Consider the following 23,357-nt stretch of genomic DNA (forward strand, 5'->3'; position numbering starts at 1 on the left):
CCCGTCGTCGCACACGCCGTCCGAACGCGGATGAACACAGGGGGCCGCATCCCCATGAGAATGCGGCCCCTGTGCTTGCTGTCTGTCTCTGTCCGACTAACGGACCTCGGTGATCTCCGGTCCGCGCTGCAGCTGGCCCATGCCGCCGGAGAAGCGGGAACCGGCCTGCTCCTCCTGCTGGACGCCCTCGGGCACCATCTGCGCGTCGTTGGGCAGCTTCAGGACGATCGGGTCGCGCGGGGCCATCGGGCCGTCGCCGCGGACCACGACCGTGTCCCGGAAGATCTGCTCCAGCAGCCCGGCGGTCTGCGGCTCCACCGCGCCCCGGCCGGAGATCACACCGCGCAGGAACCAGCGCGAGCCGTCCACGCCGACGAACCGTACGACCTGGAAGCCGCCCGTCCCGTCCGGCAGCTGCACCGGCACCTGCGCGCGCAGCTCCCAGCCCAGCGGGCCCTCGACCTCGTCGATGACACCGCCCTGCTGCGTGATGCCGCTGGCGATCTCCTCGCGCACCTCGCCCCAGATGCCCTCGCGCTTGGGCGCGGCGAAGGCCTGGAGCTGGATGGCGCTGTCGCGCAGTACGACGGTGGCCGCGACGATCGCGTCACCCGCGACCTCGACCCGCAGCTCCATGCCGTCGACCCCGGGCACGAAGATCCCGCCCAGGTCCACCCGGCCCTCGCCGGGGTCGCGCAGCTCCGAGCTGTCCCAGGGTCCGTCGGGGCGCGGCTCGGGCTCAAGCCGTACGCGCTCGCGCTCCGACTCCTCGTCCGCCTCAGTGTCGACGCTGTCGACGACCTGCTCGGCCTCGCCGGCCGCGTCCTCGGCGGCACCCTTCTTCTTGCGACGTCCGAACACGTCACTGTCCTTCCCGGTCGGATACGACCGATGCGTATCGATTCCCACCCGTTGTGCCGCCCACTGCGGCTTGACCGCCGTGACCGCTCGCAGCGTCCACTGCGGCATGACCGCCGGTGGACCCGAAGCCCCCCTCGGCCCGCGCCGAGTCGGGAAGCTCCGCCACCTCCTGGAAGCGCACCTTCTCGACCTGCTGGACGACCAGTTGGGCAATCCGGTCGAAGCGCTCGAACCGCACGGGTTCGTGCGGGTCGAGATTCACCACGATCACCTTGATCTCCCCACGGTACCCGGCATCAACCGTCCCCGGGGCATTCACGAGAGCGACACCGCAGCGGGCGGCGAGGCCGGAGCGTGGATGCACGAAGGCCGCGTACCCCTCCGGGAGCGCGATGGACACTCCCGTGGGCAGAACGGCCCGCTCGCCGGGCTTCAGTTCGCGACTCTCGGTGGTGCGCAGATCGGCTCCGGCGTCACCGGGATGCGCGTATGCCGGAAGCGGAACTTCCGGGTCGACGCGCCGGATCAACACGCTCACTGGCTCACGGCTCACGGGTTCACCTCGAAGGCCCGGGCGCGCCGGACCTGGTCCGGGTCCTTCATGGCCGCCTGGATCTCCTCCGGGCGGCCGTTGTCGATGAAGTGGTCGACCTTCACCTCGATGAAGAGGGCGTCGGCGCGGACGGCCACGGGACCGTCGGGGCCGCCGATGCGCCCGGTGGCGGTCGAGTAGATCTTCCGCCCGGCCACAGCGGTGACCCGGGCCTGAAGGTGCAGCACGGTGCCGACGGGCACGGGCCGTACGAAGTCGGTCTCCAGGCGCCCGGTCACCGCGATGGTCCGCAGCATCCAGTTGAGCGAGCCGAGCGTCTCGTCCAGGGCACTGGCGAGAACACCGCCGTGGGCCAGACCGGGCGCGCCCTGGTGCGCGGGCTTGACGGTGAACTCTGCGGTGAGGGAGACACCCTCGCCGGCCCTCGCCTCCAGGTGCAGCCCATGGAGCTGCTCGCCCCCGCACCCGAAGCACTGCCCGTAGTGCGCGCCGAGGAGTTCGCCGGGGGCGGGAGCCTCGGGGTGCCGCACGGGCGCCTGGGCGTCGGCCGGCGGCTTCAGGGACGCGGAAGTACCACTCACAGCCGCAGACCTTACCCGCGCGTCGGCCTCCGGCCGACACCGTGCCAAGCTTGACGTCATGCAGCCGTACGACGAACGCCTCACGGCCCCGCGTTCATGGTGGGCCATCTGCGTCCTGGCCGGGGTGAGCGCCGCCCTCATCCTCCTCCCCTTCGGCACGCTCCCGGCCCTGGCCGGCCTCGCCGCCGGCACCGCGGCCGCGGCGGTCGTCGTGAGCTCGTACGGATCGGCCCGTATCCGCGTCGTGGGCGGCGCCCTGGTCGCGGGCGACGCGAAGATTCCGGTGACCGCCCTGGGCGAGGCCGAGGTCCTGCCCCCCGACGAGGCCCGGGCCTGGCGCAGCCACAAAGCCGACCCTCGCGCCTTCATGCTCCTGCGCGCCTACGTCCCCACGGCCCTCCGCGTCGAGATCACCGACCCGGCCGACCCGACCCCCTACGTCTACCTCTCGACCCGGGCCCCGGAACGCCTGGCAGCGGCCCTGGACTCGGCTCGCACCACGGCGTAGGACACCAGAGGCCGGGGCGTGGGGTTGGCACGGGCCGGTGAGGGTGCGCGCTCAGCGGTGCTACTCCGGGCTGGAGCCGCACCCCGTCAGGGGCGCGGGGCTGTATCGATGTGCGGCTCCGCCGCGTGGGCGCGACCGGCTGCACACAACCCGCACCCACCCCACAACCCACACCGCCCACCCCCGCCCACCCGAAGTACTCCACCCACTCCAGGCATTCTCACCCTCCCCAGTTCCCACCCACCCACTCACTGGCCACCCACCCCACACCCCCCAGCGGGGGTCTGGGGGCGGCAGCCCCCCAGGCGGGGTCGAAGGGGCGCAGCCCCTGGAGGATGGGACGGGTAGGGGCGGCGGGGGCGAAAACAACCCCACCCCGGCGGCGCAGCCCTCAGCGCCCCAGTTCCTTGGGAATCTCCCCCACCCGCAGCGGATCCACCGGCTTCTCCAGCGGCGCAAGCTCCGGCAGGGCGTCCCACGGAACCTGGCTCTTACGGAGGTCCTTGCGGATGCGCTCGGCAAGGTGCTTGGTGTCGCGCCGGTTCATGGCGGCACCGACGGCCGCACCGACCATGAAGGGCATGAGGTTGGGCAGATTGCGCACCATCCGCTTCATGATCTGCTGCCGGAGCTGCAGCTTCATATGACTGCCCACGGCCGAGTTGATCGTCGACGGCTTCATCACGTCGATGCCACGCTCACCCGACCAGGAGTTGAGATAGGCGGTACTGCGCTGCTTCAGATTGCCGGGCGGGCGCACCCCGTACACCTCATGAAGCTCGGCGATGAGTTTCAGCTCGATCGCGGCCACCCCGGTGATCTCGGCGGCCAGCTCCGCGGGCATGGCGGGCGGCACCGGCAGCATGGCAGCGGCACCGACACCGGCACCGACGGTGGACGTGGCGTTGGCCGCGCCCGCGACGAGCTTGTCGGCGAGTTCCTCGGGGCCGAGGCCGGGGAACTGCTTGCGGAGCGTCCCGAGGTCTCGTACAGGGATCCGCGGCGCTGTCTCGATGAGCCGGTCGGCGAGATACGCGAGCCCCGCCCGGGCCCGGCTGCCGCCTTTGCGGGCCCCGGCCTTGATGCCTTCTCTGAGCCCGTCCCGGACGAGCGCCGCGCGGCGCCTGGCGACCGGGGCCGGGATGTCCACCGGCACCGGGAGGCCTTCCCGCGCGTCCGTACCGCCCGCGTCCATGGCGCCCCCCGACGCCGTACCGCGCGCACGTTCGAGCGAGGCCGCTCCAGGCTCGGAAGAGCCCCGCTCGTCGTCACGCACGCCGTGAGGGCCACCGTACGGCCCTTCGTCCGCCCCCTTGCGGAAGCGGCGCTTCCAAGGTGGGGTCGAGCCAGTCACGGCCGACCCTGCCTCAGTCGCAGTCGCGGCAGATCGGCTGACCGTTCTTCTCCCGGGCCAGCTGGCTGCGGTGGTGCACCAGGAAGCAGCTCATGCAGGTGAACTCGTCCTGCTGCTTGGGCAGCACCCGGACAGCCAGCTCCTCGTTGGAGAGGTCTGCGCCGGGCAGTTCGAGGCCCTCGGCGGCCTCGAATTCGTCGACGTCCACTGCGGACGTCGACTTGTCGTTCCGCCGGGCCTTGAGTTCTTCAAGGCTGTCCGAGTCGACGTCGTCGTCGGTCTTGCGTGGGGTGTCGTAATCCGTTGCCATGTCGCTCTCCCCCTCTGGGTGTCTGCGGTGTCTCCAGCGCACGTAACGCGTGAGAGGCCGGACTTGTGCCCGACCCGAGGCGGAGATTTTGCCTCACATCAAGGTCTGTTACTCAATCGACACCCAACCGGACCCCTCAAGAGTGATCGGCTTGGATGGCGAACGGGACCGTACACGGTCCAAAGGCCGCACTTCAAAGGCGTCTCACCGTGTACTTCCCGTGATCAGGACCCCCGAAAACCCGGATGTTCCCGGCTTTCCGACGGCCCCGATGATCACGGAGAGTAGATGGCTGGAAATTCGCCCTTGTGATCGATCACACACGATCTCCCTGGACGGGCGCCCAGAAAATTCCGCGCAAAGCGAACACCTCGAAGTGCGGCGGCATCATCTCAGATCGGCAGGGTCACTCGCATCACGAGTCCACCCCCCTCACGCGGCTGTGCGGCGATGTGCCCGCCGTGCGCGCGAGCCACGGACCGGACGATGGAGAGGCCGAGACCTACTCCCTTGTCGCTGCCCGTGCGTTCCGTGCGCAGCCGCCTGAACGGCTCGAAGATGTTGTCGATCTCGTACGCGGGTACCACGGGCCCCGTATTCGACACCACCAGAACCGCCTGGCCGTGCTGGGCCTGAGTCGTGACCTCGACCCACCCGCCTTCCGGCACGTTGTACCGTACGGCGTTCTGGACCAGGTTCAGCGCGATCCGCTCCAGCAGGACGCCGTTGCCCTGCACCACCACGGGCTCGCGCTTCCCGCGGATCTGCACGCCCTTGACCTCCGCCTCGGCGTGCACCTGGTCGACGGCCTGGGAGGCGACCTCGGCGAGGTCCACCGGCTTGCGCTCGACGATCTGGTTGTCGCTGCGGGCGAGCAGCAGCAGTCCCTCGACGAGCTGTTCGCTGCGCTCGTTGGTGGCCAGCAGCGTCTTGCCGAGCTGCTGGAGCTCCGGCGGGGCCCCCGGGTCGGACAGGTGCACCTCCAGGAGGGTGCGGTTGATCGCGAGGGGCGTGCGCAACTCGTGCGAGGCGTTCCCGACGAACCGCTGCTGGGCCGTGAAGGCCCGCTGGAGCCGCTCCAGCATGTCGTCGAAGGTGTCCGCCAGCTCCTTGAACTCATCGTCCGGGCCGTCCAGCTCGATCCGCCGGGACAGGTCCGAGCCCGCCACCGCGCGCGCGGTGCGCGTGATCCGGCCGAGCGGCGAGAGCACACGGCCCGCCATCGCGTAGCCGAAGGCGAACGCGATCACGGCGAGGCCCAGCAGGGCCAGCAGGGAGCGGCTGAGCAGATCGTCCAGGGCGTGCTGCCGCTGCACGTCGTTGCACCCCTTGAACGCGGCGTTGAGCTCCTCCTGATTGGGCGCGTCGTTCATCGCCGGACAGGTTTCGCTGGTGATGCGGAAGTCGCTGCCGCTGATCTGGAGGGACTGGCTGCTGCCCTCGTGGATGGCCTGCGCCGCCAGCAGGTAGATGATCGACAGCAGCAGGATCCCGGCGATCAGGAACATGCCGCCGTACAGCAGGGTGAGCCTTATGCGGATGGTCGGGCGCAGCCAGGGGAACGGGTTCTCCGGCTTCCTGGGGTCCCAGGTGGGCTTGGGAGGCGCCGTCGGGGGCGCGGGTGTCACGGTCATCGTGGATCAGATCCGATAGCCGGAACCGGGCACGGTGACAATCACGGGCGGCTCGCCGAGCTTGCGGCGCAGGGTCATCACGGTGACGCGCACGACGTTGGTGAAGGGGTCCGTGTTCTCGTCCCAGGCCTTCTCCAGCAGCTGCTCGGCGGAGACGACGGCGCCCTCGCTGCGCATGAGCACCTCCAGGACGGCGAACTCCTTCGGGGCGAGCTGGATCTCCTTGCCGTCACGGAAGACCTCGCGGCGGTTGGGGTCGAGCTTGATGCCGGCGCGTTCCAGGACGGGCGGCAGCGGCACGCTCGTACGGCGTCCGAGCGCACGCACGCGTGCCGTCAGCTCGCTGAACGCGAACGGCTTGGGCAGATAGTCGTCGGCGCCGATCTCCAGGCCCTCCACACGGTCGCTGACGTCGCCGGAGGCCGTGAGCATCAGCACGCGCGTGGGCATGCCGAGCTCGACGATCTTGCGGCAGACGTCGTCGCCGTGCACGAGCGGGAGGTCGCGGTCGAGGACGACCACGTCGTAGTCGTTGACGCCGATGCGTTCCAGGGCGGCCGCACCGTCGTACACGACGTCGACGGCCATGGCCTCCCGGCGCAGTCCGGTGGCCACCGCATCGGCGAGCAGCTGCTCGTCCTCGACGACGAGTACGCGCACGTCGCTTGTCCTTCCTGTGTCCACCCGCGCAGCGCTCACTCGGCGCGCGGGCAGGGGGCTGCATGGGGTGTGTGGCTTCCATCCTGCCCTTTTCGACCATAAGTCGGCTGTAAGACGGGTGAGGGGGCGCAGGATCACCCGGGGCGGGCGGGAACGCGGGGGCGGTGGGCGGACGGGCTGGTGCGTGCGGTGGGGCGAAAGACGCGAATTTTTTCGTCCGGTTGAGGTTTCCGTGGAAGAGAGCCGGGGGAGGACGGCTTTACACCCCGCGATCACGCTCTGCTTGTGCCGCACCACCATGCGGTACGCCGCGATCCGCTTTCCGCAGGGCGGGCGTGGGTGTCCGGCACCGTCGCCGCCCAGCACGGGCAGCGCTGGGCATCCACACGAGTCGTGATCGTCCCTTCCGAAGGCACACCCCCGTGCCACCGACCCACGACCCAGGACGAGGGGGCGCAGCATGGACGCATTCACCGCAGGACTTCTGCAGCGCATAAGGGCGACCGAGTCCGACCTGACACGGGCTCGTGACGAGGGCGACGACTTCCTCGTCGAAGTGGAGCAGGCAGAGCTCGACGACCTGCGCCGCCTCGCCGCCGAGCACGGTGTGGAGGTCGGCGCGTCTAGCGTCTGATGAGCTCGTACGGCAGCGGGGCCCGGCTTCGATCCAGTAGCCGGGCCCCGCTTCGTACGTTCCGGTGATCTCAGTCGTGCCAGGCGCCGAGCTCCTCCAGGCGGGCCTGGAGCGGCTCGAAGAGGCCGGGCGGGGCCGCGACGGTCAGCTCGGGCGAGAGGGGCTCTCCGGGGCGTCCACCGGTCAGCGCGCCCGCCTCCCGGGCGATCAGGTCGCCCGCCGCGTAGTCCCAGGGGTTCAGGCCGCGCTCGTAGTACGCGTCCAGGCGGCCCACGGCCACGTCGCACAGGTCGATCGCGGCCGAGCCGCCGCGGCGGATGTCGCGCACGTGGGGGATCAGCGCGCGGACGACGTCGGCCTGCTTGGCGCGGCGGTCGGCGAGGTAGCCGAAGCCGGTACCCACGAGGGCCACCTCCAGGGCAGGGGCGGGCCGCACGCGCGCGGGGCGGTCGTTCACATACGCGCCCTCCCCCAGCACGGCCCGGTAGGTCTCGCCGCGCACGGGTGCGTGGACCACGCCGACGACCGTCTCGCCGTGCACGCGGACCGCGATGGACACGGCCCAGCTGGGCAGCCCGTACAGGTAGTTGACGGTCCCGTCGATCGGGTCGATCACCCACTGCACACCGCTGCTGCCCTCGACGCTGGCGCCCTCCTCGCCGAGCACGCCGTCCTCGGGCCTGAGGTCGGCCAGCAGGCCGGTGATCAGCTTCTCGGAGGCGATGTCCATCTCGGTGACGACGTCGACCGCGCTGGACTTGGTGGCGGCCACTGAGAGGTCGTCGGGGCGGCCGTCGCGCAGGAAGGCGCCCGCGCGGTGGGCGGCGTCGAGCGCGATCTGAAGAAGTTCGGCCTTGAGCGGGTCCGGGTGCTCTGACTGGTCGGTCACGGTGCTCCTCACGCGTACGGGCTGTCGGCGCCCGCGGCGGCGGGCCGCGGGGCGCGGGCGGGGCAGCAGCCCGCCGGGCAGAGGTGGTGGCTCGCGCCGAGCGCGCCGAGGGCGCAGGGGATCGCCTCGCGCCCGCTCTCGGTCGCGGCGCGCTCCAGGACGAGATCGCGGATCGCGGCGGCGAAGCGCGGGTCGGCGCCCACGGTGGCCGAGCGGCGCACGGGCAGGCCCAGCTCCTCGGCCTTGGCCCTGGCCTCCGTGTCGAGGTCGTACAGGACCTCCATGTGGTCCGAGACGAACCCGATGGGCGCCATCACGACGGCCGGGGCCTCCGCGCCGTGCAGCTCCTCCAGGTGGTCGCAGATGTCGGGCTCCAGCCAGGGGATGTGCGGGGCACCGGAGCGCGACTGGTAGACGAGCCGCCAGGGGTGGTCGACGCCGGTCCGCTCACGCACGGTGTCGACGATCAGCCGGGCGACGTCCAGGTGCTGCTCGACGTACGCACCGCCGTCCCCGTGGTCCTCGACGGGGCCGGAGGTGTCTGCGGCCGAGTTGGGGATGGAGTGCGTGCAGAAGGCGATGTGGGCGCCGTCCCGGACGTCCTCAGGGAGGTCGGCGAGGGACTCCAGGAGGCCGTCGATCATGGGCTCAAGGAAGCCCGGGTGGTTGAAGTAGTGCCGGAGCTTGTCGACCCTGGGCAGCTCCAGGCCCTCGGCCTCCAGGGCGGCCAACGCATCGGCGAGGTTCTCCCGGTACTGGCGGCAGCCCGAGTACGAGGCGTACGCGCTGGTGGCCAGGACGAGGATGCGGCGGCGGCCGTCGGCGACCATCTCGCGCAGGGTGTCGGTCAGGTACGGGGCCCAGTTTCGGTTGCCCCAGTAGATCGGCAGGTCCAGGCCGTGGTCGGCGAAGTCCTTGCGGAGGGCGTCGAGCAGGGCGCGGTTCTGGTCGTTGATGGGGCTGACCCCGCCGAACAGGAAGTAGTGCTGCCCCACCTCCTTGAGCCGTTCCTTGGGGATGCCGCGCCCCCGCGTCACGTTCTCCAGGAACGGGACCACGTCGTCCGGGCCCTCGGGGCCGCCGAACGAGAGCAGGAGGAGGGCGTCGTAGGGGGTGGCGTCGAGCACATCTGGCATGTCTCGATCCTGCCACCTGGCTCCGACAGCCGGGATCCCGGCCCGGGTCCGGGCATGTATGAGGATTACCTGACTCGTAAGCTGTATCGACCCGATAGCTGTATCGACCCGATCCGCGCCTTACACGGTCGCACTCTCCTGCTTACCGCACCTACCGGAGCCCCCGTGCCCAGCCCCTACCGCGCCCTGTTCGCAGCCCCCGGCACCAAGGGCTTCACCGCCGCGGGCCTCCTCGGCCGGATGCCGTTGTCGATGATGGGCATCGGCGTGGTCACGATGGTCTCCCAGCTCACCGGCCGGTACGGGCTCGCCGGCGCCCTCGCGGCGACCATCGCCCTGTCCGCCGCGATCGCCGGCCCGCAGATCTCGCGCCTGGTGGACCAGTACGGGCAGCGGCGGGTACTGCGCCCGGCGACGCTCTTCGCCGTGGCCGCGTCCGCCGGGCTGCTGTGCGCGGCGCACTACCGGTGGCCTGACTGGGCGCTGTACGTCTGCGCGGCCTGCATCGGCTGCGTACCGAGTGTCGGCGCGATGATCCGGGCCCGCTGGGCGGCCCTCTACCGGGGCACCCCGCAACTGCACACCGCGTACTCCTTCGAGTCCGTGATCGACGAGGTGTGCTTCATCTTCGGGCCGATCATCTCCATCGGCCTGTCCACGGCGTGGTTCCCGGAGGCGGGGCCGCTGCTCGCCGCCTGCTTCCTCGCCGTCGGCGTCTTCTGGCTGACCGCCCAGCGCGCCACCGAGCCGGAGCCGCATCCGCGTGAACACCGTGGTGGTCGCTCGGCGCTGCGCTCGACCGGACTGCGGGTCCTGGTGGCCACCTTCGTGGCGACCGGGGCGATCTTCGGTGCCGTCGACGTGGTCACCGTGGCCTTCGCCGACGAGCAGGGTCACAAGGGTGCCGCGAGCGTCGTCCTGGCGCTGTACGCGGCCGGATCCTGCGTGGCGGGCATCGCGTTCGGGCTGTTGCGCTTCACAGGCGCCGCGGAGCTTCGGTGGCTGCTGGGCGTAGGCGCCATGGCCGTGAGTATGATCCCCCTCCTACTGGTCGGAAACTTGCCGCTTCTGGCCGTGGCGCTCTTTGTCGCGGGCATGTCCATCGCACCCACGATGATCACGACGATGTCCCTGATCGAAGAGCACGTACCACGCGCGCAACTGACCGAGGGCATGACCTGGGTGAGCACCGGGCTCGCGGTCGGGGTCGCGCTCGGCGCGTCGGTGTCCGGCTGGGTGATCGATGCCGCCGGGGCGGAAGCCGGGTACGGGGTTCCGGTGGCGTCCGGGGCCGTCGCGGTCGCGGTCGGTTTCCTCGGGTATCGCCGGCTCCGCAGGCCGGCTCCGCGAGGGGAAGGGCCTCATGAGCACCACAGTGAGCGAGAAGAGCGGCACGTGGCGTAACTGGGCGGGAAACGTCACCGCCCGGCCCGTACGGGAGGCCACCCCTGCCTCGGTCGACGAACTCGCCGCGGTCGTACGGCAGGCCGCCGAGGACGGCCTGAAGGTGAAGGCCGTCGGCAGCGGACACTCCTTCACGGCCGCCGCGGCGACCGACGGCGTATTGATCCGCCCTCAACTGTTGACCGGCATACGCAAGATTGATCGCGAAGCCATGACGGTCACGGTGCAGGCCGGCACCCCGCTCAAGCGTCTCAACATGGCTCTCGCCCGCGAGGGGCTGTCGCTCACGAACATGGGCGACATCATGGAGCAGACGGTCTCCGGTGCTACCAGCACGGGCACGCACGGCACCGGCCGCGACTCGGGCTCGATCGCCGCCCAGATCAAGGGCCTTGAGCTGGTCACCGCCGACGGCGAGGTCCTCACGTGCTCCGAGAGGGGGACCGAAGAAGAACGCGCGGTCTTCGCGGCGGCCCGCGTCGGCATCGGCGCCCTGGGCATCGTCACCGCGATCACGTTCGCCGTGGAGCCCGTCTTCCTGCTCACGGCCCGCGAGGAGCCGATGCCGTTCGAGAGGGTGCTCGCCGAGTTCGACGAACTCCACGCCGAGAACGAGCACTTCGAGTTCTACTGGTTCCCGCACACCGGCAACACCAACACCAAGCGCAACAACCGCAGTTCGGGCCCCGAGGCCCCGGTGAGCCCCGTACGCGGGTTCGTCGAGGACGAGTTCCTCTCCAACGGCGTGTTCCACGTGGCCAATCTGGTCGGCCGCGCCGTGCCCGCCACGATCCCGACGATCGCCCAGATCTCCAGCCGCGCCCTGTCCTCGCGCACGTACACCGACATTCCTTACAAGGTCTTCACGTCTCCGCGCCGGGTGCGCTTCGTCGAGATGGAGTACGCCGTCCCGCGCGAGGCCCTGGTGGACACGCTGCGCGAACTGAAGGCCATGGTCGACCGCTCCGACCTGCGGATCAGCTTCCCCGTGGAGGTGCGCACGGCCCCGGCCGACGACATCACGCTCTCCACCGCCTCCGGCCGCGACAGCGCCTACGTAGCCGTCCACATGTTCCGGGGCACCCCCTATCAGGCGTACTTCACCGCCGCCGAGCGGATCTTCACCGCGCACGAGGGGCGGCCGCACTGGGGCAAGGTGCACACGCGGGACGCGGAGTACTTCGCCGAGGTCTACCCGCGCTTCGGCGAGTTCACCGAGCTGCGGGACCGGCTCGACCCGGAACGCCGGTTCCAGAACGACTACTTGCGTCGGGTTCTGGGGGCATAGCCGACGCACTGGGCGTGGAGTCGTTCGCACGAGAGGGGCGTCGCGTACGGGCGAAACGGTTGACTCCGTTTCTGGAGATTGCGTGAAGTGCGCCACTTCCAAGGTCACGAAAACGACCGCCCGTGCGGCCAACTCCCGCCCCCCGCGAGAAGTTGACTGGCGTGCCGATCCACGCAAGTGGCCCGAATGGAGTACTGTTGCGAGCCCTGGGGCAGGACTCCCGCCAGGGTGTCCGGGGCCTTCAAGGACCGCCGGGAGGGGGATCGTTGCACAGGGTGATGAGGTTCGTCACTTAGCGTTGCGAATAGGTAACCGTGCCATAACGGCGACCCAGGGCCCAGGCCCGACACGCCGGGCAACTCGGCAAGGTTGTGGCAGGCTGCACCCGGGCAGGCCACACTCGACTAGCGGAAGCAGCGACGCACGTGACGTCGGCAGGCACCACCCGGGAGGTCCCCATGCCCGAACTGCGTGTCGTGGCCGTCTCCAATGACGGCACACGGCTGGTGCTGAAGGCTGCCGACTCAACGGAGTACACCCTTCCGATCGACGAACGGCTGCGCGCGGCCGTTCGCGGCGACCGTCCCCGGCTCGGCCAGATCGAGATCGAGGTGGAGAGCCATCTCCGCCCCCGTGACATCCAGGCGCGTATACGCGCGGGTGCGTCGGCCGAGGAGGTCGCGCAGCTCGCCGGCATCCCCGTCGACCGCGTACGCCGCTTCGAGGGTCCCGTACTCGCGGAGCGTGCCTTCATGGCCGAGCGGGCCCGCAAGACCCCGGTCCGCCGCCCCGGAGAGAACGCCGCCGGACCGCAGCTCGGCGAGACCGTCCAGGAGCGGCTGCTGCTGCGCGGCGTCGAGAAGGACACCGTCCAGTGGGACTCGTGGCGCCGGGACGACGGCACCTGGGAGGTCCTGCTGGTCTACCGGGTCGCGGGCGAACCTCACTCGGCGAGCTGGACGTACGACCCGCCCCGGCGGCTCGTCCAGGCCGTCGACGAGGAGGCGCGCTCGCTGATCGGCGAGTCCGAGGACCTCGCGGCAGCCGAGCCGAGCTTCCCGTTCGTGCCGAGGATCGCCCGGCTGCCGCGTGACCGCCCCCTGGACCGCCAGGCGGAACGTCCCGTCCTGCCCGCTCCGTCGCCCGAGCCCGCCGAGGAGGGCACGGGCGAGCGCGACTCGCTGACCAGCCTGCTGGAGGCGGTGCCCAGCTTCCGGGGCGACATGGTCGTACCCGAACGCCCCGCCGCCGAGCCGGAGGAAGAGCCCGCACCCGAGCCCGAGGCGGAGGAGCCCCCGGCACCCGCCGCCTCGGCCGGCTCCGCCTACGCGGACGTCCTCATGCCACGCTCGGTCGGCAGCCACCGGGACCGCCTCGTCGGCGCCACCGACCGCCAGGCCGAGGCGGACGGCGTCCGTCCGGGCCGCCGCGCGGCGGTGCCGAGCTGGGACGAGATCGTGTTCGGGACGCGGCGGAAGAAACAGGAGTAGCGGGAGCAGTCCGGGCGGGGTGTGCGGTTCTGACCACTCTGTAGTTGTGACTGGTTTGTCGTGACCGGGTTCTTCGGAAGCAGGACCGGTTCTTCATACGTGTGTGGGGCCCGTGTCGTTCAGACGGAGGCCCCACCACATGTCATCGCCGGTACGTCACTGAGGCTCCGGGCCCGTCGCCACCGGGCGGTCACTGTCCTGGCACCACTCGGACCAGGAGCCGGCGTACAGGGCCGCCGGGATCCCGGCGACGGCCAGCGCGAGCACCTCGTGGGCGGCGGAGACACCCGAGCCGCAGTACACGCCGACCTCGGACGTGCCGGTCGCGCCCAGGGACCTGAAGCGCTCGGCGAGTTCGGCGGCGGGCAGAAAGCGACCGGATTCGGTCACGTTCTCCGTCGTCGGCGCCGAGACCGCGCCCGGGATGTGACCGGCGACCGGGTCGATCGGTTCGACGTCACCGCGGTAGCGCTCGGCGGCCCGTGCGTCGAGGAGCAGGCCGGCGTGGGCGAGCGCGGCGGCGCCGTCGGCGTCGAGGAGCGGGAGGGCGCCGGGGGCCGGGCCGAAGGTCCCGGGGGCCGGGTCCGGGATCTGCGAGGTCAGCGGGCCGTCCCAGGCCGCCAGACCGCCGTCGAGCACCCGCACGGAGGGGTGTCCCGTCCAGCTGAGCAGCCACCACGCGCGCGCTGCGGCCCAGCCGGGGCCGCCGTCGTACACGACGACATCGCGGTCGGCCGAGACACCGGCCGCCCTCATCGCCGTACCGAAGATCTCCAGGTCGGGAAGCGGATGTCGGCCTCCGGAGCCCGCGGGACCGGCGAGTTCGGCATCCAGATCGACGAAAACGGCCCCCTGGATGTGCGCCTTCTCGTACTCGGGCCGCAGATTCGGGCCACCCAGCTGCCAGCGGACGTCGAGGACGACCGGAGGGTTCGGTCCCGCCAGGGCGTTCGCGAGTTCGGTTGCGGAGATGATGGCGTTCATGACCCCATCCTTGCGCATGGGGTGGCCGCGTCGTCCAGGTCCGGCTACTCTGCTCGGCCGGACAGCACCGATCACGAGGCGTACGGGATCGGGCACATGCTGTACAGCCGATGGACACCATGCGGCAATGGCATGGAAACGGGCAAGAAACCGCAACTCGGGCACCCTCTCGCATGGGTGACGGTACGTCGGCGCGGCCGAACCGTGCGGTGCCCCCGGTGGTGCGAGCATCGGCACGGGGCGTGCACGCGCGGGATCGCGGTACGCGCGTACGGAGACCGGAAGTGACACGGCCGCCGCGAGGGGCCGAGGAGAGGGTGACGATGACCGAGGCGCGGGAGTCGGCCGGCCTGAACGGTGACGTGTACCCGCCCGGCACACCGTGCTGGGTGAGTCTGATGGTGCACGGGATGGCCGCGACCCAGGACTTCTACGGGGCGCTGTTCGGCTGGGAGTTCCAGCCCGGACCCCAGCAGCTCGGCCCGTACGTGCGGGCGCTGCTCGACGGCCACGAGGTGGCGGGGATCGGCCAGTTGCCCGCCGACCGGCATCTCCCGATCGCCTGGACGCCGTACTTCGCCTCGGACGACGTCGATCTGACGGCGGAGACGGTACGGCACTGCGGCGGCACCATCGGCGTCGGCCCCCTGGACGCCGCCGAGGCGGGCCGCCTGGCCATCGGCTCCGACCCCTCGGGGGCGGTCTTCGGCGTCTGGCAGGCAGCCCAGCATCTCGGCACCACCATCACGGGCGTCCCCGGCACCCCCGCCTGGAACGAGCTGCTCACCCGCGACACCGAGAGCGTCGCCAAGTTCTACGAGGCGGTCTTCGGCTACGAAGGAGAACCCGCCGTCTCCGCCTCCGCCGACTTCGACCACGTCACCCTCCGCGTCAAGGGCCGCCCCGTCGCCGGTCTCCACGGCCTCGGCCCCGCCCTCCCCCGCGACCGCGGTCCCCACTGGATCACCTACTTCGAGGTCACCGACACCGCCGAGGCCGCCGACCGGGTCGTCGAACTCGGCGGGCAGGTCCGCGAGCCCACCCACGACACAACCCACGGCCAGGTAGCCGTGGTGGCGGACCCCGAGGGGGCGATGTTCGCCCTCGTGCACACCCCGCGCTGAGCGTCTCTAGTCGGCTTGGGTTCCCTGGGTGATCCCGGGTGTTCGGGACCGTCCTGGAAGGTGACTCGGCCACGGCCGTCTTCGGGTGGGGGTGGTGTGGGCGTGGCGGTGGAAGCCTGCCCCGAGTCTGGCCCCGTCCGGCCGGTGTGGCCGGGTGGGGGTGCCGATTGTGGTCGGTCCCTGCTGCCGTGAACACTGCTGGCTGCGGTGTGTCGGGTGCGTGGGGGTCCGCCCCGCCGGACGCTGTCCACCCGGCCGCGCCCTGGTTGGGGTGCGGTGGTCGGGTGGGGCGGGGACCCTGCGCCGCTTGCCGGGCGCGGGGCGTTTTGCTGTGGGACGGCTCTTGGTGCGGTCCCGGGTCTGGTGCTGGACGCGGCTTGCCTGGTCCAGGGCCTCAACCACCGTGCGGATCACGAAGGTTTCGCTGGTGCGGTCGAGACTGGTCTTGTGCTGGTGAGTGAGGCCGCGGGCGCCGATCCTCTGCCATGCGGCGTTGTCCCGGCCGGTGCTGTACCCGCACGCCCCGTTCCGGCAGGTCGCCCAGACCCAGCCCGCCCGCGGGTCGTTGGGTGCGCGGTGGTGGCGGAAGGCGGTCAGGCAGCGCGGGCAGCACTTCGAGGTTCCGCGTGGGGGCACGATGACGACGGCGATGCCGTGGGCGGCGGCGGTGTGGCGGGTGTGAGTGGCGATCGCGCCGCGCACCGTCTGCGAGAGACGGGTGTTGAGGGTGCGGCCTTTGCCGCGGGCTTCCATGTCGCGGAGGTCTTCGAGGTAGATGACGCTTGCCCCGGCCGCCCGGGCGTGATCCACCATGAAGCGGGCGGCGGCTTTGGCGAGGGCCGCGTTCAACCGGGTGCGGCGCCGGGCCACCCGTTCCCGCTCCGTCTGAAGGACCGCAAGCTTCGCCACCAGCCAGGGGTTCGGGCGCATCCCGCGCTCCTGCCGGGAGGTGATCAGGATGTGCAGTTGGTCGATGCGGGCGTCGATCCGCTCTGCGTGCAGGCGCAGCCGGTCGGCCTTGGCCAGTACCCCGGCCGCGCGGAAGGAGAGGGGGTGTCCGCCGGTGAGCACCCGTGGCTGGGTCTCACCAGTGAGGTGGAGGGTGCCGCCGGTGAGCAGGGTGTTCAGTCCCCAGTCGAAGGCCACCGCCGTGTGATGTCCGGTCCGCTCCGGTTTGCGGACCGCGTGCGCGTAGGGCACGTCGAGGAGGAGGCGTCCTTCGCGTACGCGCAGGGTGGGTGCGCACAGGACGGCGTGGGCGGGGACGTGGGGTGGCAGGCGGAAGCGGATCCGTACCGGGTGCCAGTCCGTCCGGGATGCGGGATCGGGACGTGTCGGCAGGCGCACGGTCAACACCCCGTGGTGGAAGGGGTCTTCCGGGCAGCGCTCGAGGGTGGCGAGCTGCTTGTCGACGGCCGCGAGGACGACCTGCGATCCCCCGCCGGGCGGCGGTTCGCACTCGGTGAGACCGGCGGGCATCCGGTGGTGGCGGACGTGGAAGTCGGCGATCTGCCGGGTGCGGGCCAGCAGCACACTCGACGCCACCGTTCCGCCATCGGGCAGGGCTGCGCGCAGCGCCTGCCACTCCGCCTCACCGCGCCGGGCCGGGTCGGCGGGCCAGGTCGCCAGCAACGCGGTCGTGATCTCGGCGCGCCACCAGGCCGACCGCAACACCCGGCCCGCCTGTTCCTGCGCGATCCGCACCACCCGGTCCGGCACATACACGCCCGCAGGGACGGTCACTGCCCAGCCGAGCCGCCGCAACGCCATCCACGACTGCGACGGCAACGCCCCACCCAACGCGTCAGTCCCCGAGGCTAGTTGGGCCAGATCGGCCTGGCTCCAGTGCTCGCGCACCACACCCGCCGACAGTGACTCGACAAGGCCGGTCAGCCAACCCGCCCGCGCCACCAGAGCCGCCTCACCCAACCGCTCCCCGGTGATCGCGTCCACGCCCCGCAGCGCACGGGCGCAGGCCGCAGCGATCTGCTGCACCTCCCCCACGCCCAGCTCCACCTTCCGCCGCACCCCGCCCCCCTCACGCACCCCGAAGCCCCGACCCGACCATCACATCAACGATCAAACCCCCATACGGGTTACGCACTCCCGTACGCCCCACCAGCCCCGCGCCCAAGACCCAGGAGAACCCAGGATCTCCAAGCCAATCGGTCAACTGCTAAACACCCTCGGCAGACCTCCCGGGCGAGGTCTCTCAGCCGGACTCCGGGCGAGGCTCCTCAGCCGGACTCGACCGGCAGGATGTCCGGTGACAGGGCGCTCGCGCGGGAGGTGGCCGCGGTCATGCGGCGACGGTGGTGGCGACGGCAGAGGACCTCCTAGCTGTTCAGGTCCGTTCCCGGCACGGCGAGCTCCGTGACGAGCGTCTCGACGGCTGTCTGCCAGGCGCGTACCTGGGTGTGGCTCGGTCCGATCTCGTCGTGGTGGTACTTGCAGCCCGTGCTGAGCCCGCTCCACAGGGCGTTGACGCGACGGGCCGGGTCGGGGCCGGCGTAGTGGCGCAGGCAGAGCAGTTTCGCCCGCATGGTGATCTGGCGGAGTCCGGCTTCCTCGGCGGTGAGGGACGCGTCGACGGCCGCTTCCAGGGCGATCCGCAGGGCGTAGGCCGCGCCACGGGCCCGGCCCGCCGGGGTCAGCGGGCCGCCCAGGCCCGCGGTGAGGAGGCTGTCGGCAGTCGCGAGGAGTCCAGCGACGGTGCCGGCGCTCGTGCGGGTGGCGGGCATCAGGCGTTCACCTCCGGCTTGCGGATCCGGTTGGCGAGGGCCTCGACCTTCCTGACGAAGGCGACCGGGTCGGGCGGGAGGAATCCGTCGGGGTGGGCGCCCCGCTGGCACTGGCTGATCAGGATCGTGCTCTCGCCTCCGTACAGGGCGCGCAGACGGCTCCTGACGTCGTCGTCGGGGTGGACGAGACCGTCGTCGAAGAGGGCGAAGGAGGCGAGCGGGATGAGCCGTTCGGTCTCGTCGATGGCGGCCTGCAGACGGTCGGCGGGCTGTCCGGTGCGGCTCCGGCGGATCCAGGCCGCTTCGACGATCGCCTTGGTCAGGGCCTCGCGGCACAGGGACGGCAGGACGTTGCGCAGTGCCGTGTCGGGGCAGTCGGCGGTGTGGGCGAGGGCCATGGCGTCGTCGATGGCCTCCTTGACCGGGTCGGTCTCGGAGGTGACGTTCACCTTGGACTTCTCCCCGCGTTCCACCTTCAGCACGGTCACGGGCAGGCCCTGGCTGCGGAAGGCGTGCGGGAGCCGGGTGTCGTGGGTGAAGACGACGACCTGCCGGTCGCGGCCGAGTTCGTCGAGTACCTGGGCCAGGCCGTCGACCTTCGCCGGGTCCATGGACTGCACGGGGTCGTCGATGACGACGAAGCCGAAGGGGCTGTCGGCCGTGGCGGCCCTGGGCAGGAACAGGGAGAGGGCGAGCGAGTGCAGTTCGCCCTGGCTCATGACGCTCAGGGCCGGGGCCTCGGTGTCGTCGACGGTGACGTCCATGATCAGCTTGCGCACGGTCGCCTTCTCACTGCCGTGCATCTTGACGTTCTTCAGGTCGACGCTGCTCTGACGGCGGAGCTTCTCCCAGATCCGCTGCGTGTGGTCGGCGAAGGCGTCGACGCGGAAGTCGCGGATCTCGGTCGTCACCTTCTTGATCCAGGTGAGGGCGGCGCCGATCTCCGTTCTGCGCGGCTTGGCGGCCTCGGCCTGCCGGGAGAGCTTCGTCCACTCCGTCAGCAGCTCGACGACCGCACGCCAGCGTTCGTCCTTGGCCGCCAGTTCCTCACGCGCCGCCCTCGCCACGATCTCGCACGCGTCCGCCAGGGTCACCGCGGCCTTGAACGCGCGCTCGGCGAGTTCGGCGGGGTCGATGATCCGCCGGCAGTCGCTCCAGGTCCGCCACGGATCGCCGAGCACGGCCGGGATCTCCTGCGGCGGGAGGATCAGGTCGTGCAGGGTCCGCGTCGCGGTCCGCAGGCCGGCCTCGGCCTCGCGCACCGCTTCGGCCTCGCGCAGGAGCGCGGCGATCTGCGCCTCGGCGCGGGAGGCCCACTCCCGGTCCAGGACCTGTTCCGTGCCGCAGACCGGGCAGGCCGTGTCGTCGGCGTGGCGGTCGCTGTGCCTCAGAGCCGCCTGGAGCAGCTGGGCCCTGCTGTGGGCGTCGGCGGCCGCGGTCCCCTTGAGGTCGTCGACGTCGGCGAGGGCGTGCCGCAGTGCGTCGACGGCGGCGCCGACCCGGTCGAGGTCGGGGCCCTCCGCGGCGGCCTCCAGCCGTGCCTCCCGCAGCCGTCCCTCGTCAGCCGTGGGCACACCGGCGATCAGAGCGTCGAGCGCGGCGTGGTCGGGACCGCCCTTCTCCTCCATCGCCAGGAGGGCCTTGAGCGCCCGGTCGTCGTGCCCGACGTTCTCCAGGGCCGCGTGGAGAAGCGGCTTCTTCTCCTTCTCGGCGTTCACGACGGCGTCGAGTTCCTTCTTCGCGGCCGTCAGCCGTCGCGCGGCGGCGTTGAGGTGGTCGAGTCCGAGGATCGCGGCGATGTTGTCGTACATCTCGGACGGCTTGCCGTTGATCAGGTTGCCGAGGTCGACGTACGACAGGAACGGCCGGTAGGCCCGCGTCGCCTGCTCCCAACCGACCTGCTCCAGTGGGACGGTGCCGTGTCCCGGCCGCCTGAGCACGGCCTGGGAGTCGGTGAAGGCCTCGCCGGCCCAGGTGCGGGTGAGGGTGCTCGGCGACGGGTCGCCCTCGACGGCCAGCTTGGCCTCGACGGCGGTCTGTTCGCCCTGGTGCAGGTTGCGCCAGCGGACGGTGCGGTTCGGGTGCTGCCCGGCGCAGTGGGCGTTGGTGCCGGTGAACAGGGTCTCGACGGCCTCGGCGATGCTCGACTTGCCGGAGCCGTTGCGTCCGACGACGAGGGTGACGCCGGGCTTCGGCCGCAGGTTCAGCCGCGCCTGAGAACCGACGCCGCGGAAGCCGGTGACCGTGACCTTGCCCAGGTAGAGGGTGCCTGCGGAAGTGCGTGCGCCGTCTTCGGCGTTCCCGGAGTCGCCGAGTGCCTGGCGGATGAGGGCCTTCACCGGGTCGGTGAGCTTCCGGTCGGCGGCCAGCCGGGCCTCGACGAGCTCAGGCAGCGGCCGGGCGTTGTCGGGGGTGGTCTGGTCCATCGCTTCGTCCATGGTGTCTCCCGTGATTCCCGTACTGACGTGGAAGGGGCGAGCACCGACAGGCGCCGGGCGCGGGCCGCCGGGTGCCTGTCGACGGACAGAACCGTAGGAGCGGGCCGGAGGATTTCACGGATGAGGGACCGATAACCCCTGTTATCGGCCCCTCACCCATGCAGGTTTCAGCGGTTGAGCAGGGCGGAGAAGCGCCACTCACGCCGTCCGGAACAACTCAGGCGCTGAGGTCGACCACTCGTACGGGCTGCTCCTTCCACGCGTCAGGCACTGTGGTGGCGACCACAGCCCCGTTCGGCCGCTCCGCCGTCGGCTCGGCCGCGTACCGTGTGTGGGCGGGAGCCCAGGACGTCTCGCGAGCCACGGCGAGCGCGGCGGGCAGATCCAGGTCCAGCAGTGTGATGCCGGGAAGCGCGGCAAGGTGCTCCGCCGTGCCGGGCCGTATGCGATCGGCCTCCACCAGCGCACATGCGGGGGCGTAAAGGAACCAGCCCGCCTCGGAATGCGCACGATGGATCAGGCGTGAGGCGAGCACGTTCCCCTGGCCCGCCGCCACCATCGCCGTCTCGTCCAGGACGATGTGCAGAGCCTCGGTCACCTGGCCCCCGCCTCACCGAGTCGCCGGTCCAACTCCGCGTCGAGTTCGGCCTGTTCGCTCGCGCTCGGGTCATAGCCGTTCCATGCCCGCAGTGCGGCGCGCGCCTGGTTGGCGCGGGCGACGCGTTCCTCGGGAGTGAGCAGGGTCTCGGCGAGGTGCGACAGGTAGCCCCGCAGGGACATACCTTCGGAGGACGCTATCCGGGCAAGTCGGTCACGGGCTTCGGCGGGGATACGGATGTTGGCGTCGGACATGCAGACCTCCTCAGTCAGTCTCCGAGGATACGGGTACGGGTACGTACCCGTCCAGGCTGATGTACGTGTGGCCGGCGAGCTCACCACTGGACGCGCGACGGAAGGAGGTACTCCGCCCAGACGGTCTTGCCCGGCCCGTCGGGGCGCGGGTGCCAGTCCCAGCGGGTCGCGAGCTGCGATACGAGGAGCAGCCCGCGGCCGGTCGCCTCCGCATCGGTGGCACCCTCCGGGAAGGCGGGGCGGCGGGGGTGGCGTTCTGTGCGGGTATCGGTGACCTCGACGCGCACGGTGCGGCCCTCGGGTGCGGCATGGAGGCGGAGGTGGAAGTCTCGGCCGGGGACGTGCCCGTGCTGTACGGCGTTGGCGGTTAGCTCCCCGACGATCAGCACGACCGCGTCGTGCGGGTCGGTGTCGTACGGGATGCCCCACGCGTCCAGACGTACGGCCGCCAGGCGGCGGGCGAGACGGGCTCCGCGGGGTGTGGAGGTGAAGCGCATCTCGAAGGTGCGGTCCAAGGTGGTGCGGTCCGGGGCCGGGGCCGCCTTCAAGGGAGCGCAGGGGACGGTGGGTTGGGTGGCGCCGGTGGGGTTCGTGGGTTTGGTCGTCATGCCGACCACGGTGCCGCCGGTCGCGTAGCGTGACCAGCGGTGACGCAGCGACTGGGAGCGGCTGTACGCGAGGTGTACGCGCGTGTACGCGCTGCGCGCCGTGACCGCGTTCCGTTCGGGGCGTTGGGCCAAGGAGGCGGTGATGGACGTGGCGAAGCGCAAGGGCGCGGCGGCGGGTGTCGAGGCGGTTCTCGGAGAGCGTGAGAACGACGGCGTGGGCGCGGTCGTGAGTCTCGGGGACGGCTGGGACAACGACGACGGGGCAGGGCGGCGACCGGAGGACGAGGGTGGGCGGGGCGTGGTCGTCGCGTTCGGGCAGACCATGAAGACGCTGCGGGTACGGGCAGGGCTGGAGCGCGAGGAGTTCGGAAGGCGGATCGGGTACTCGGCGTCCACGGTCGCGTCGTTCGAGCAGGGGCGGAGGATTCCGTCGCCCCGGACGATCGAGCGGGCGGATGAGGTGCTGGGGGCGGGCGGGTTGCTGTGCCTGTGGAAGGAGCAGGTGGAACGGGCTCAGTATCCGGTCCGATTCCAGGGGATGGCAAAGCTGGAGAAGGAGTGCATCGAGCTGCTCATGTACGACGCGCTCATCGTCAACGGCCTGCTCCAGACCGAGGAGTACATGCGTGCCCTGCTTGGCATGAGGCGTCCGCCCCTGCCGCAAGAAACGATCGATCAGCGGGTGACCGCGCGGCTGGCCCGGCAGGACATCTTCGACCGGCAGCCCGCGCCACTACTGGGGTTCGTAATGACCGAGGCGGTGTTGCGGCAACGCTACGGCAGCAAGGGCGTACTACGCGGCCAGCTGGAGCACCTCCTTCTGATCGGACAGAAGCGGAACATCGAGATCCAGGTCATGGCGCTCAACTGCGAGGACAACGCGGGCGTGAACGGGCCGTTCACCGTCGTCACTCGGAAGGACGGCAAGAAGTTCGTCTACTCCGAGGCCCATGCAATCAGCACACTCGAAGCCGACCCTGAACAGACGGTTCTCGCCGCCGCACGCTATGGGATCATCCGATCACAGGCTCTCAGTCCGCGAGAGTCCTCGGAGTTCATCGAGAAGTTGCTGGGAGAGCTATGAACACCGCCGAGTCCGAACTCACCTGGTTCAAAAGCAGCTACAGCGACACCGAGGGCGGCCAGTGCGTCGAAGTCGCAGCCGGTTCGGCTGCTGTGCACATCCGTGACTCGAAGGCCATCGCCGGGCCCCTTGTCACGGTCTCGCGTGAGGCATGGGCGGGGTTCGTCGGGCTGGCCTCGTGGGAGCAGCGCGTCTGACACTCGTACAGCCATGAGAGCCCTGCG

General features: G+C 70.9%; 24 protein-coding genes and 1 pseudogene. 8 read left to right on the plus strand and 17 right to left on the minus strand.

The annotated features are described in order from the left end of the window. Positions 1–96: 96 nt before the first annotated feature. From ACWD3C_RS17485 to ACWD3C_RS17495, 3 genes are read right to left on the minus strand one after another with little or no spacing between them, the layout of a single operon-like run. Positions 97–861 carry a DUF3710 domain-containing protein gene (locus ACWD3C_RS17485; protein ID WP_451144753.1) on the minus strand — a complete coding sequence of 255 codons (765 nt, stop codon included), beginning with the start codon at positions 859–861 and terminating at the stop codon, positions 97–99. A 1-nt stretch (position 862) separates the two neighbouring features. Then, positions 863–1,414 (minus strand): dUTP diphosphatase, encoded by a 552-nt coding sequence (dut, locus tag ACWD3C_RS17490; RefSeq protein ID WP_451144755.1) that lies wholly within the window; start codon positions 1,412–1,414, stop codon positions 863–865. Then, positions 1,411–1,995 (minus strand): PaaI family thioesterase, encoded by a 585-nt coding sequence (locus ACWD3C_RS17495; RefSeq protein WP_451144757.1) that lies wholly within the window; start codon positions 1,993–1,995, stop codon positions 1,411–1,413. Before ACWD3C_RS17495 ends, dut begins: the two co-directional genes overlap by 4 nt. A 58-nt stretch (positions 1,996–2,053) precedes the next feature. On the opposite strand from ACWD3C_RS17495, the gene ACWD3C_RS17500 reads away from it, so the two are divergent. Next, positions 2,054–2,503 carry a DUF3093 domain-containing protein gene (locus ACWD3C_RS17500; RefSeq protein ID WP_451144759.1) on the plus strand — a complete coding sequence of 150 codons (450 nt, stop codon included), beginning with the start codon at positions 2,054–2,056 and terminating at the stop codon, positions 2,501–2,503. Positions 2,504–2,894: 391 nt separating this feature from the next. Here ACWD3C_RS17500 and ACWD3C_RS17505 read toward each other — a convergent pair whose 3' ends face one another. The 4 genes from ACWD3C_RS17505 to ACWD3C_RS17520 form a co-directional block, all read right to left on the minus strand. Next, the gene (locus tag ACWD3C_RS17505; RefSeq protein WP_451144761.1) at positions 2,895–3,857 is read right to left on the minus strand and encodes a hypothetical protein; all 963 of its coding nucleotides are present in this window, start codon (positions 3,855–3,857) and stop codon (positions 2,895–2,897) included. Positions 3,858–3,870: 13 nt separating this feature from the next. Next, positions 3,871–4,167, minus strand: coding sequence for a DUF4193 domain-containing protein (locus tag ACWD3C_RS17510; protein ID WP_005481602.1), 297 nt, complete (start codon positions 4,165–4,167; stop codon positions 3,871–3,873). 392 nt (positions 4,168–4,559) lie between these two features. Then, positions 4,560–5,801, minus strand: coding sequence for a sensor histidine kinase (locus ACWD3C_RS17515; RefSeq protein WP_451144763.1), 1,242 nt, complete (start codon positions 5,799–5,801; stop codon positions 4,560–4,562). A gap of 6 nt (positions 5,802–5,807) precedes the next feature. Next, positions 5,808–6,461, minus strand: coding sequence for a response regulator transcription factor (locus ACWD3C_RS17520; RefSeq protein ID WP_181662400.1), 654 nt, complete (start codon positions 6,459–6,461; stop codon positions 5,808–5,810). Positions 6,462–6,921: 460 nt separating this feature from the next. Here ACWD3C_RS17520 and ACWD3C_RS17525 point away from each other — a divergent pair, with 460 nt between their 5' ends. After that, positions 6,922–7,095, plus strand: coding sequence for a hypothetical protein (locus ACWD3C_RS17525; RefSeq protein ID WP_199848057.1), 174 nt, complete (start codon positions 6,922–6,924; stop codon positions 7,093–7,095). 70 nt (positions 7,096–7,165) lie between these two features. Here ACWD3C_RS17525 and ACWD3C_RS17530 read toward each other — a convergent pair whose 3' ends face one another. Both ACWD3C_RS17530 and ACWD3C_RS17535 read right to left on the minus strand, forming a co-directional pair. Next, positions 7,166–7,984 carry an inositol monophosphatase family protein gene (locus ACWD3C_RS17530; protein ID WP_451144766.1) on the minus strand — a complete coding sequence of 273 codons (819 nt, stop codon included), beginning with the start codon at positions 7,982–7,984 and terminating at the stop codon, positions 7,166–7,168. Between the two features lie 8 nt (positions 7,985–7,992). Continuing rightward, positions 7,993–9,120, minus strand: coding sequence for a ferrochelatase (locus ACWD3C_RS17535; protein WP_451144768.1), 1,128 nt, complete (start codon positions 9,118–9,120; stop codon positions 7,993–7,995). Between the two features lie 165 nt (positions 9,121–9,285). Here ACWD3C_RS17535 and ACWD3C_RS17540 point away from each other — a divergent pair, with 165 nt between their 5' ends. The 3 genes from ACWD3C_RS17540 (at position 9,286) to sepH (ending at position 13,302) form a co-directional block, all read left to right on the plus strand. Beyond that, a complete protein-coding gene (locus tag ACWD3C_RS17540; RefSeq protein ID WP_451144770.1) occupies positions 9,286–10,524 on the plus strand; it encodes an MFS transporter in 1,239 nt (412 codons plus the stop codon). After that, positions 10,484–11,812: a D-arabinono-1,4-lactone oxidase gene (locus ACWD3C_RS17545; RefSeq protein ID WP_451144772.1), complete on the plus strand. Its 1,329-nt coding sequence runs from the start codon at positions 10,484–10,486 to the stop codon at positions 11,810–11,812. The genes ACWD3C_RS17540 and ACWD3C_RS17545 overlap by 41 nt, the downstream gene beginning before the upstream one ends. Positions 11,813–12,270: 458 nt before the next feature. Then, positions 12,271–13,302, plus strand: a complete 1,032-nt coding sequence (sepH, locus tag ACWD3C_RS17550; RefSeq protein WP_451144774.1) for a septation protein SepH — start codon at positions 12,271–12,273, stop codon at positions 13,300–13,302. A gap of 156 nt (positions 13,303–13,458) precedes the next feature. Here sepH and ACWD3C_RS17555 read toward each other — a convergent pair whose 3' ends face one another. After that, positions 13,459–14,286 (minus strand): sulfurtransferase, encoded by an 828-nt coding sequence (locus tag ACWD3C_RS17555; protein WP_451144776.1) that lies wholly within the window; start codon positions 14,284–14,286, stop codon positions 13,459–13,461. A 323-nt stretch (positions 14,287–14,609) separates the two neighbouring features. Between ACWD3C_RS17555 and ACWD3C_RS17560 the strand changes: the two genes are divergently transcribed. Further along, entirely contained in the window at positions 14,610–15,410 is an 801-nt protein-coding gene (locus tag ACWD3C_RS17560) for a VOC family protein (protein ID WP_451144778.1), read from the plus strand. Positions 15,411–15,416: 6 nt separating this feature from the next. On the opposite strand, the gene ACWD3C_RS17565 is transcribed toward ACWD3C_RS17560, so the two are convergent. The 7 genes and pseudogenes from ACWD3C_RS17565 to ACWD3C_RS17595 all read right to left on the minus strand — a co-directional run bounded on the left by ACWD3C_RS17565 (position 15,417) and on the right by ACWD3C_RS17595 (position 22,049). Continuing rightward, complete coding sequence (locus ACWD3C_RS17565; protein WP_451144780.1) at positions 15,417–17,438, minus strand: zinc ribbon domain-containing protein; 2,022 nt, start codon at positions 17,436–17,438, stop codon at positions 15,417–15,419. A 209-nt stretch (positions 17,439–17,647) separates the two neighbouring features. Further along, positions 17,648–17,746 (minus strand): annotated as a pseudogene (locus ACWD3C_RS17570) (thymidine kinase); the annotation flags it as partial. Then, complete coding sequence (locus tag ACWD3C_RS17575) at positions 17,747–18,151, minus strand: hypothetical protein (RefSeq protein ID WP_451144782.1); 405 nt, start codon at positions 18,149–18,151, stop codon at positions 17,747–17,749. Then, positions 18,151–20,589: an AAA family ATPase gene (locus tag ACWD3C_RS17580; protein ID WP_451144784.1), complete on the minus strand. Its 2,439-nt coding sequence runs from the start codon at positions 20,587–20,589 to the stop codon at positions 18,151–18,153. Before ACWD3C_RS17580 ends, ACWD3C_RS17575 begins: the two co-directional genes overlap by 1 nt. Positions 20,590–20,806: 217 nt before the next feature. Next, positions 20,807–21,187 (minus strand): hypothetical protein, encoded by a 381-nt coding sequence (locus ACWD3C_RS17585; RefSeq protein WP_451144786.1) that lies wholly within the window; start codon positions 21,185–21,187, stop codon positions 20,807–20,809. Continuing rightward, a complete protein-coding gene (locus ACWD3C_RS17590) occupies positions 21,184–21,441 on the minus strand; it encodes a hypothetical protein (protein WP_451144788.1) in 258 nt (85 codons plus the stop codon). Before ACWD3C_RS17590 ends, ACWD3C_RS17585 begins: the two co-directional genes overlap by 4 nt. An 80-nt stretch (positions 21,442–21,521) precedes the next feature. Beyond that, positions 21,522–22,049, minus strand: coding sequence for an ATP-binding protein (locus ACWD3C_RS17595; RefSeq protein WP_451144790.1), 528 nt, complete (start codon positions 22,047–22,049; stop codon positions 21,522–21,524). 148 nt (positions 22,050–22,197) lie between these two features. On the opposite strand from ACWD3C_RS17595, the gene ACWD3C_RS17600 reads away from it, so the two are divergent. Both ACWD3C_RS17600 and ACWD3C_RS17605 read left to right on the plus strand, forming a co-directional pair. Beyond that, complete coding sequence (locus tag ACWD3C_RS17600; RefSeq protein WP_451144836.1) at positions 22,198–23,133, plus strand: helix-turn-helix domain-containing protein; 936 nt, start codon at positions 22,198–22,200, stop codon at positions 23,131–23,133. Continuing rightward, positions 23,130–23,330 (plus strand): DUF397 domain-containing protein, encoded by a 201-nt coding sequence (locus ACWD3C_RS17605; RefSeq protein ID WP_451144792.1) that lies wholly within the window; start codon positions 23,130–23,132, stop codon positions 23,328–23,330. Before ACWD3C_RS17600 ends, ACWD3C_RS17605 begins: the two co-directional genes overlap by 4 nt. The last annotated feature ends 27 nt before the right edge of the window (positions 23,331–23,357 follow it).

It is taken from the genome of Streptomyces sp. NPDC002845, from assembly GCF_053591955.1.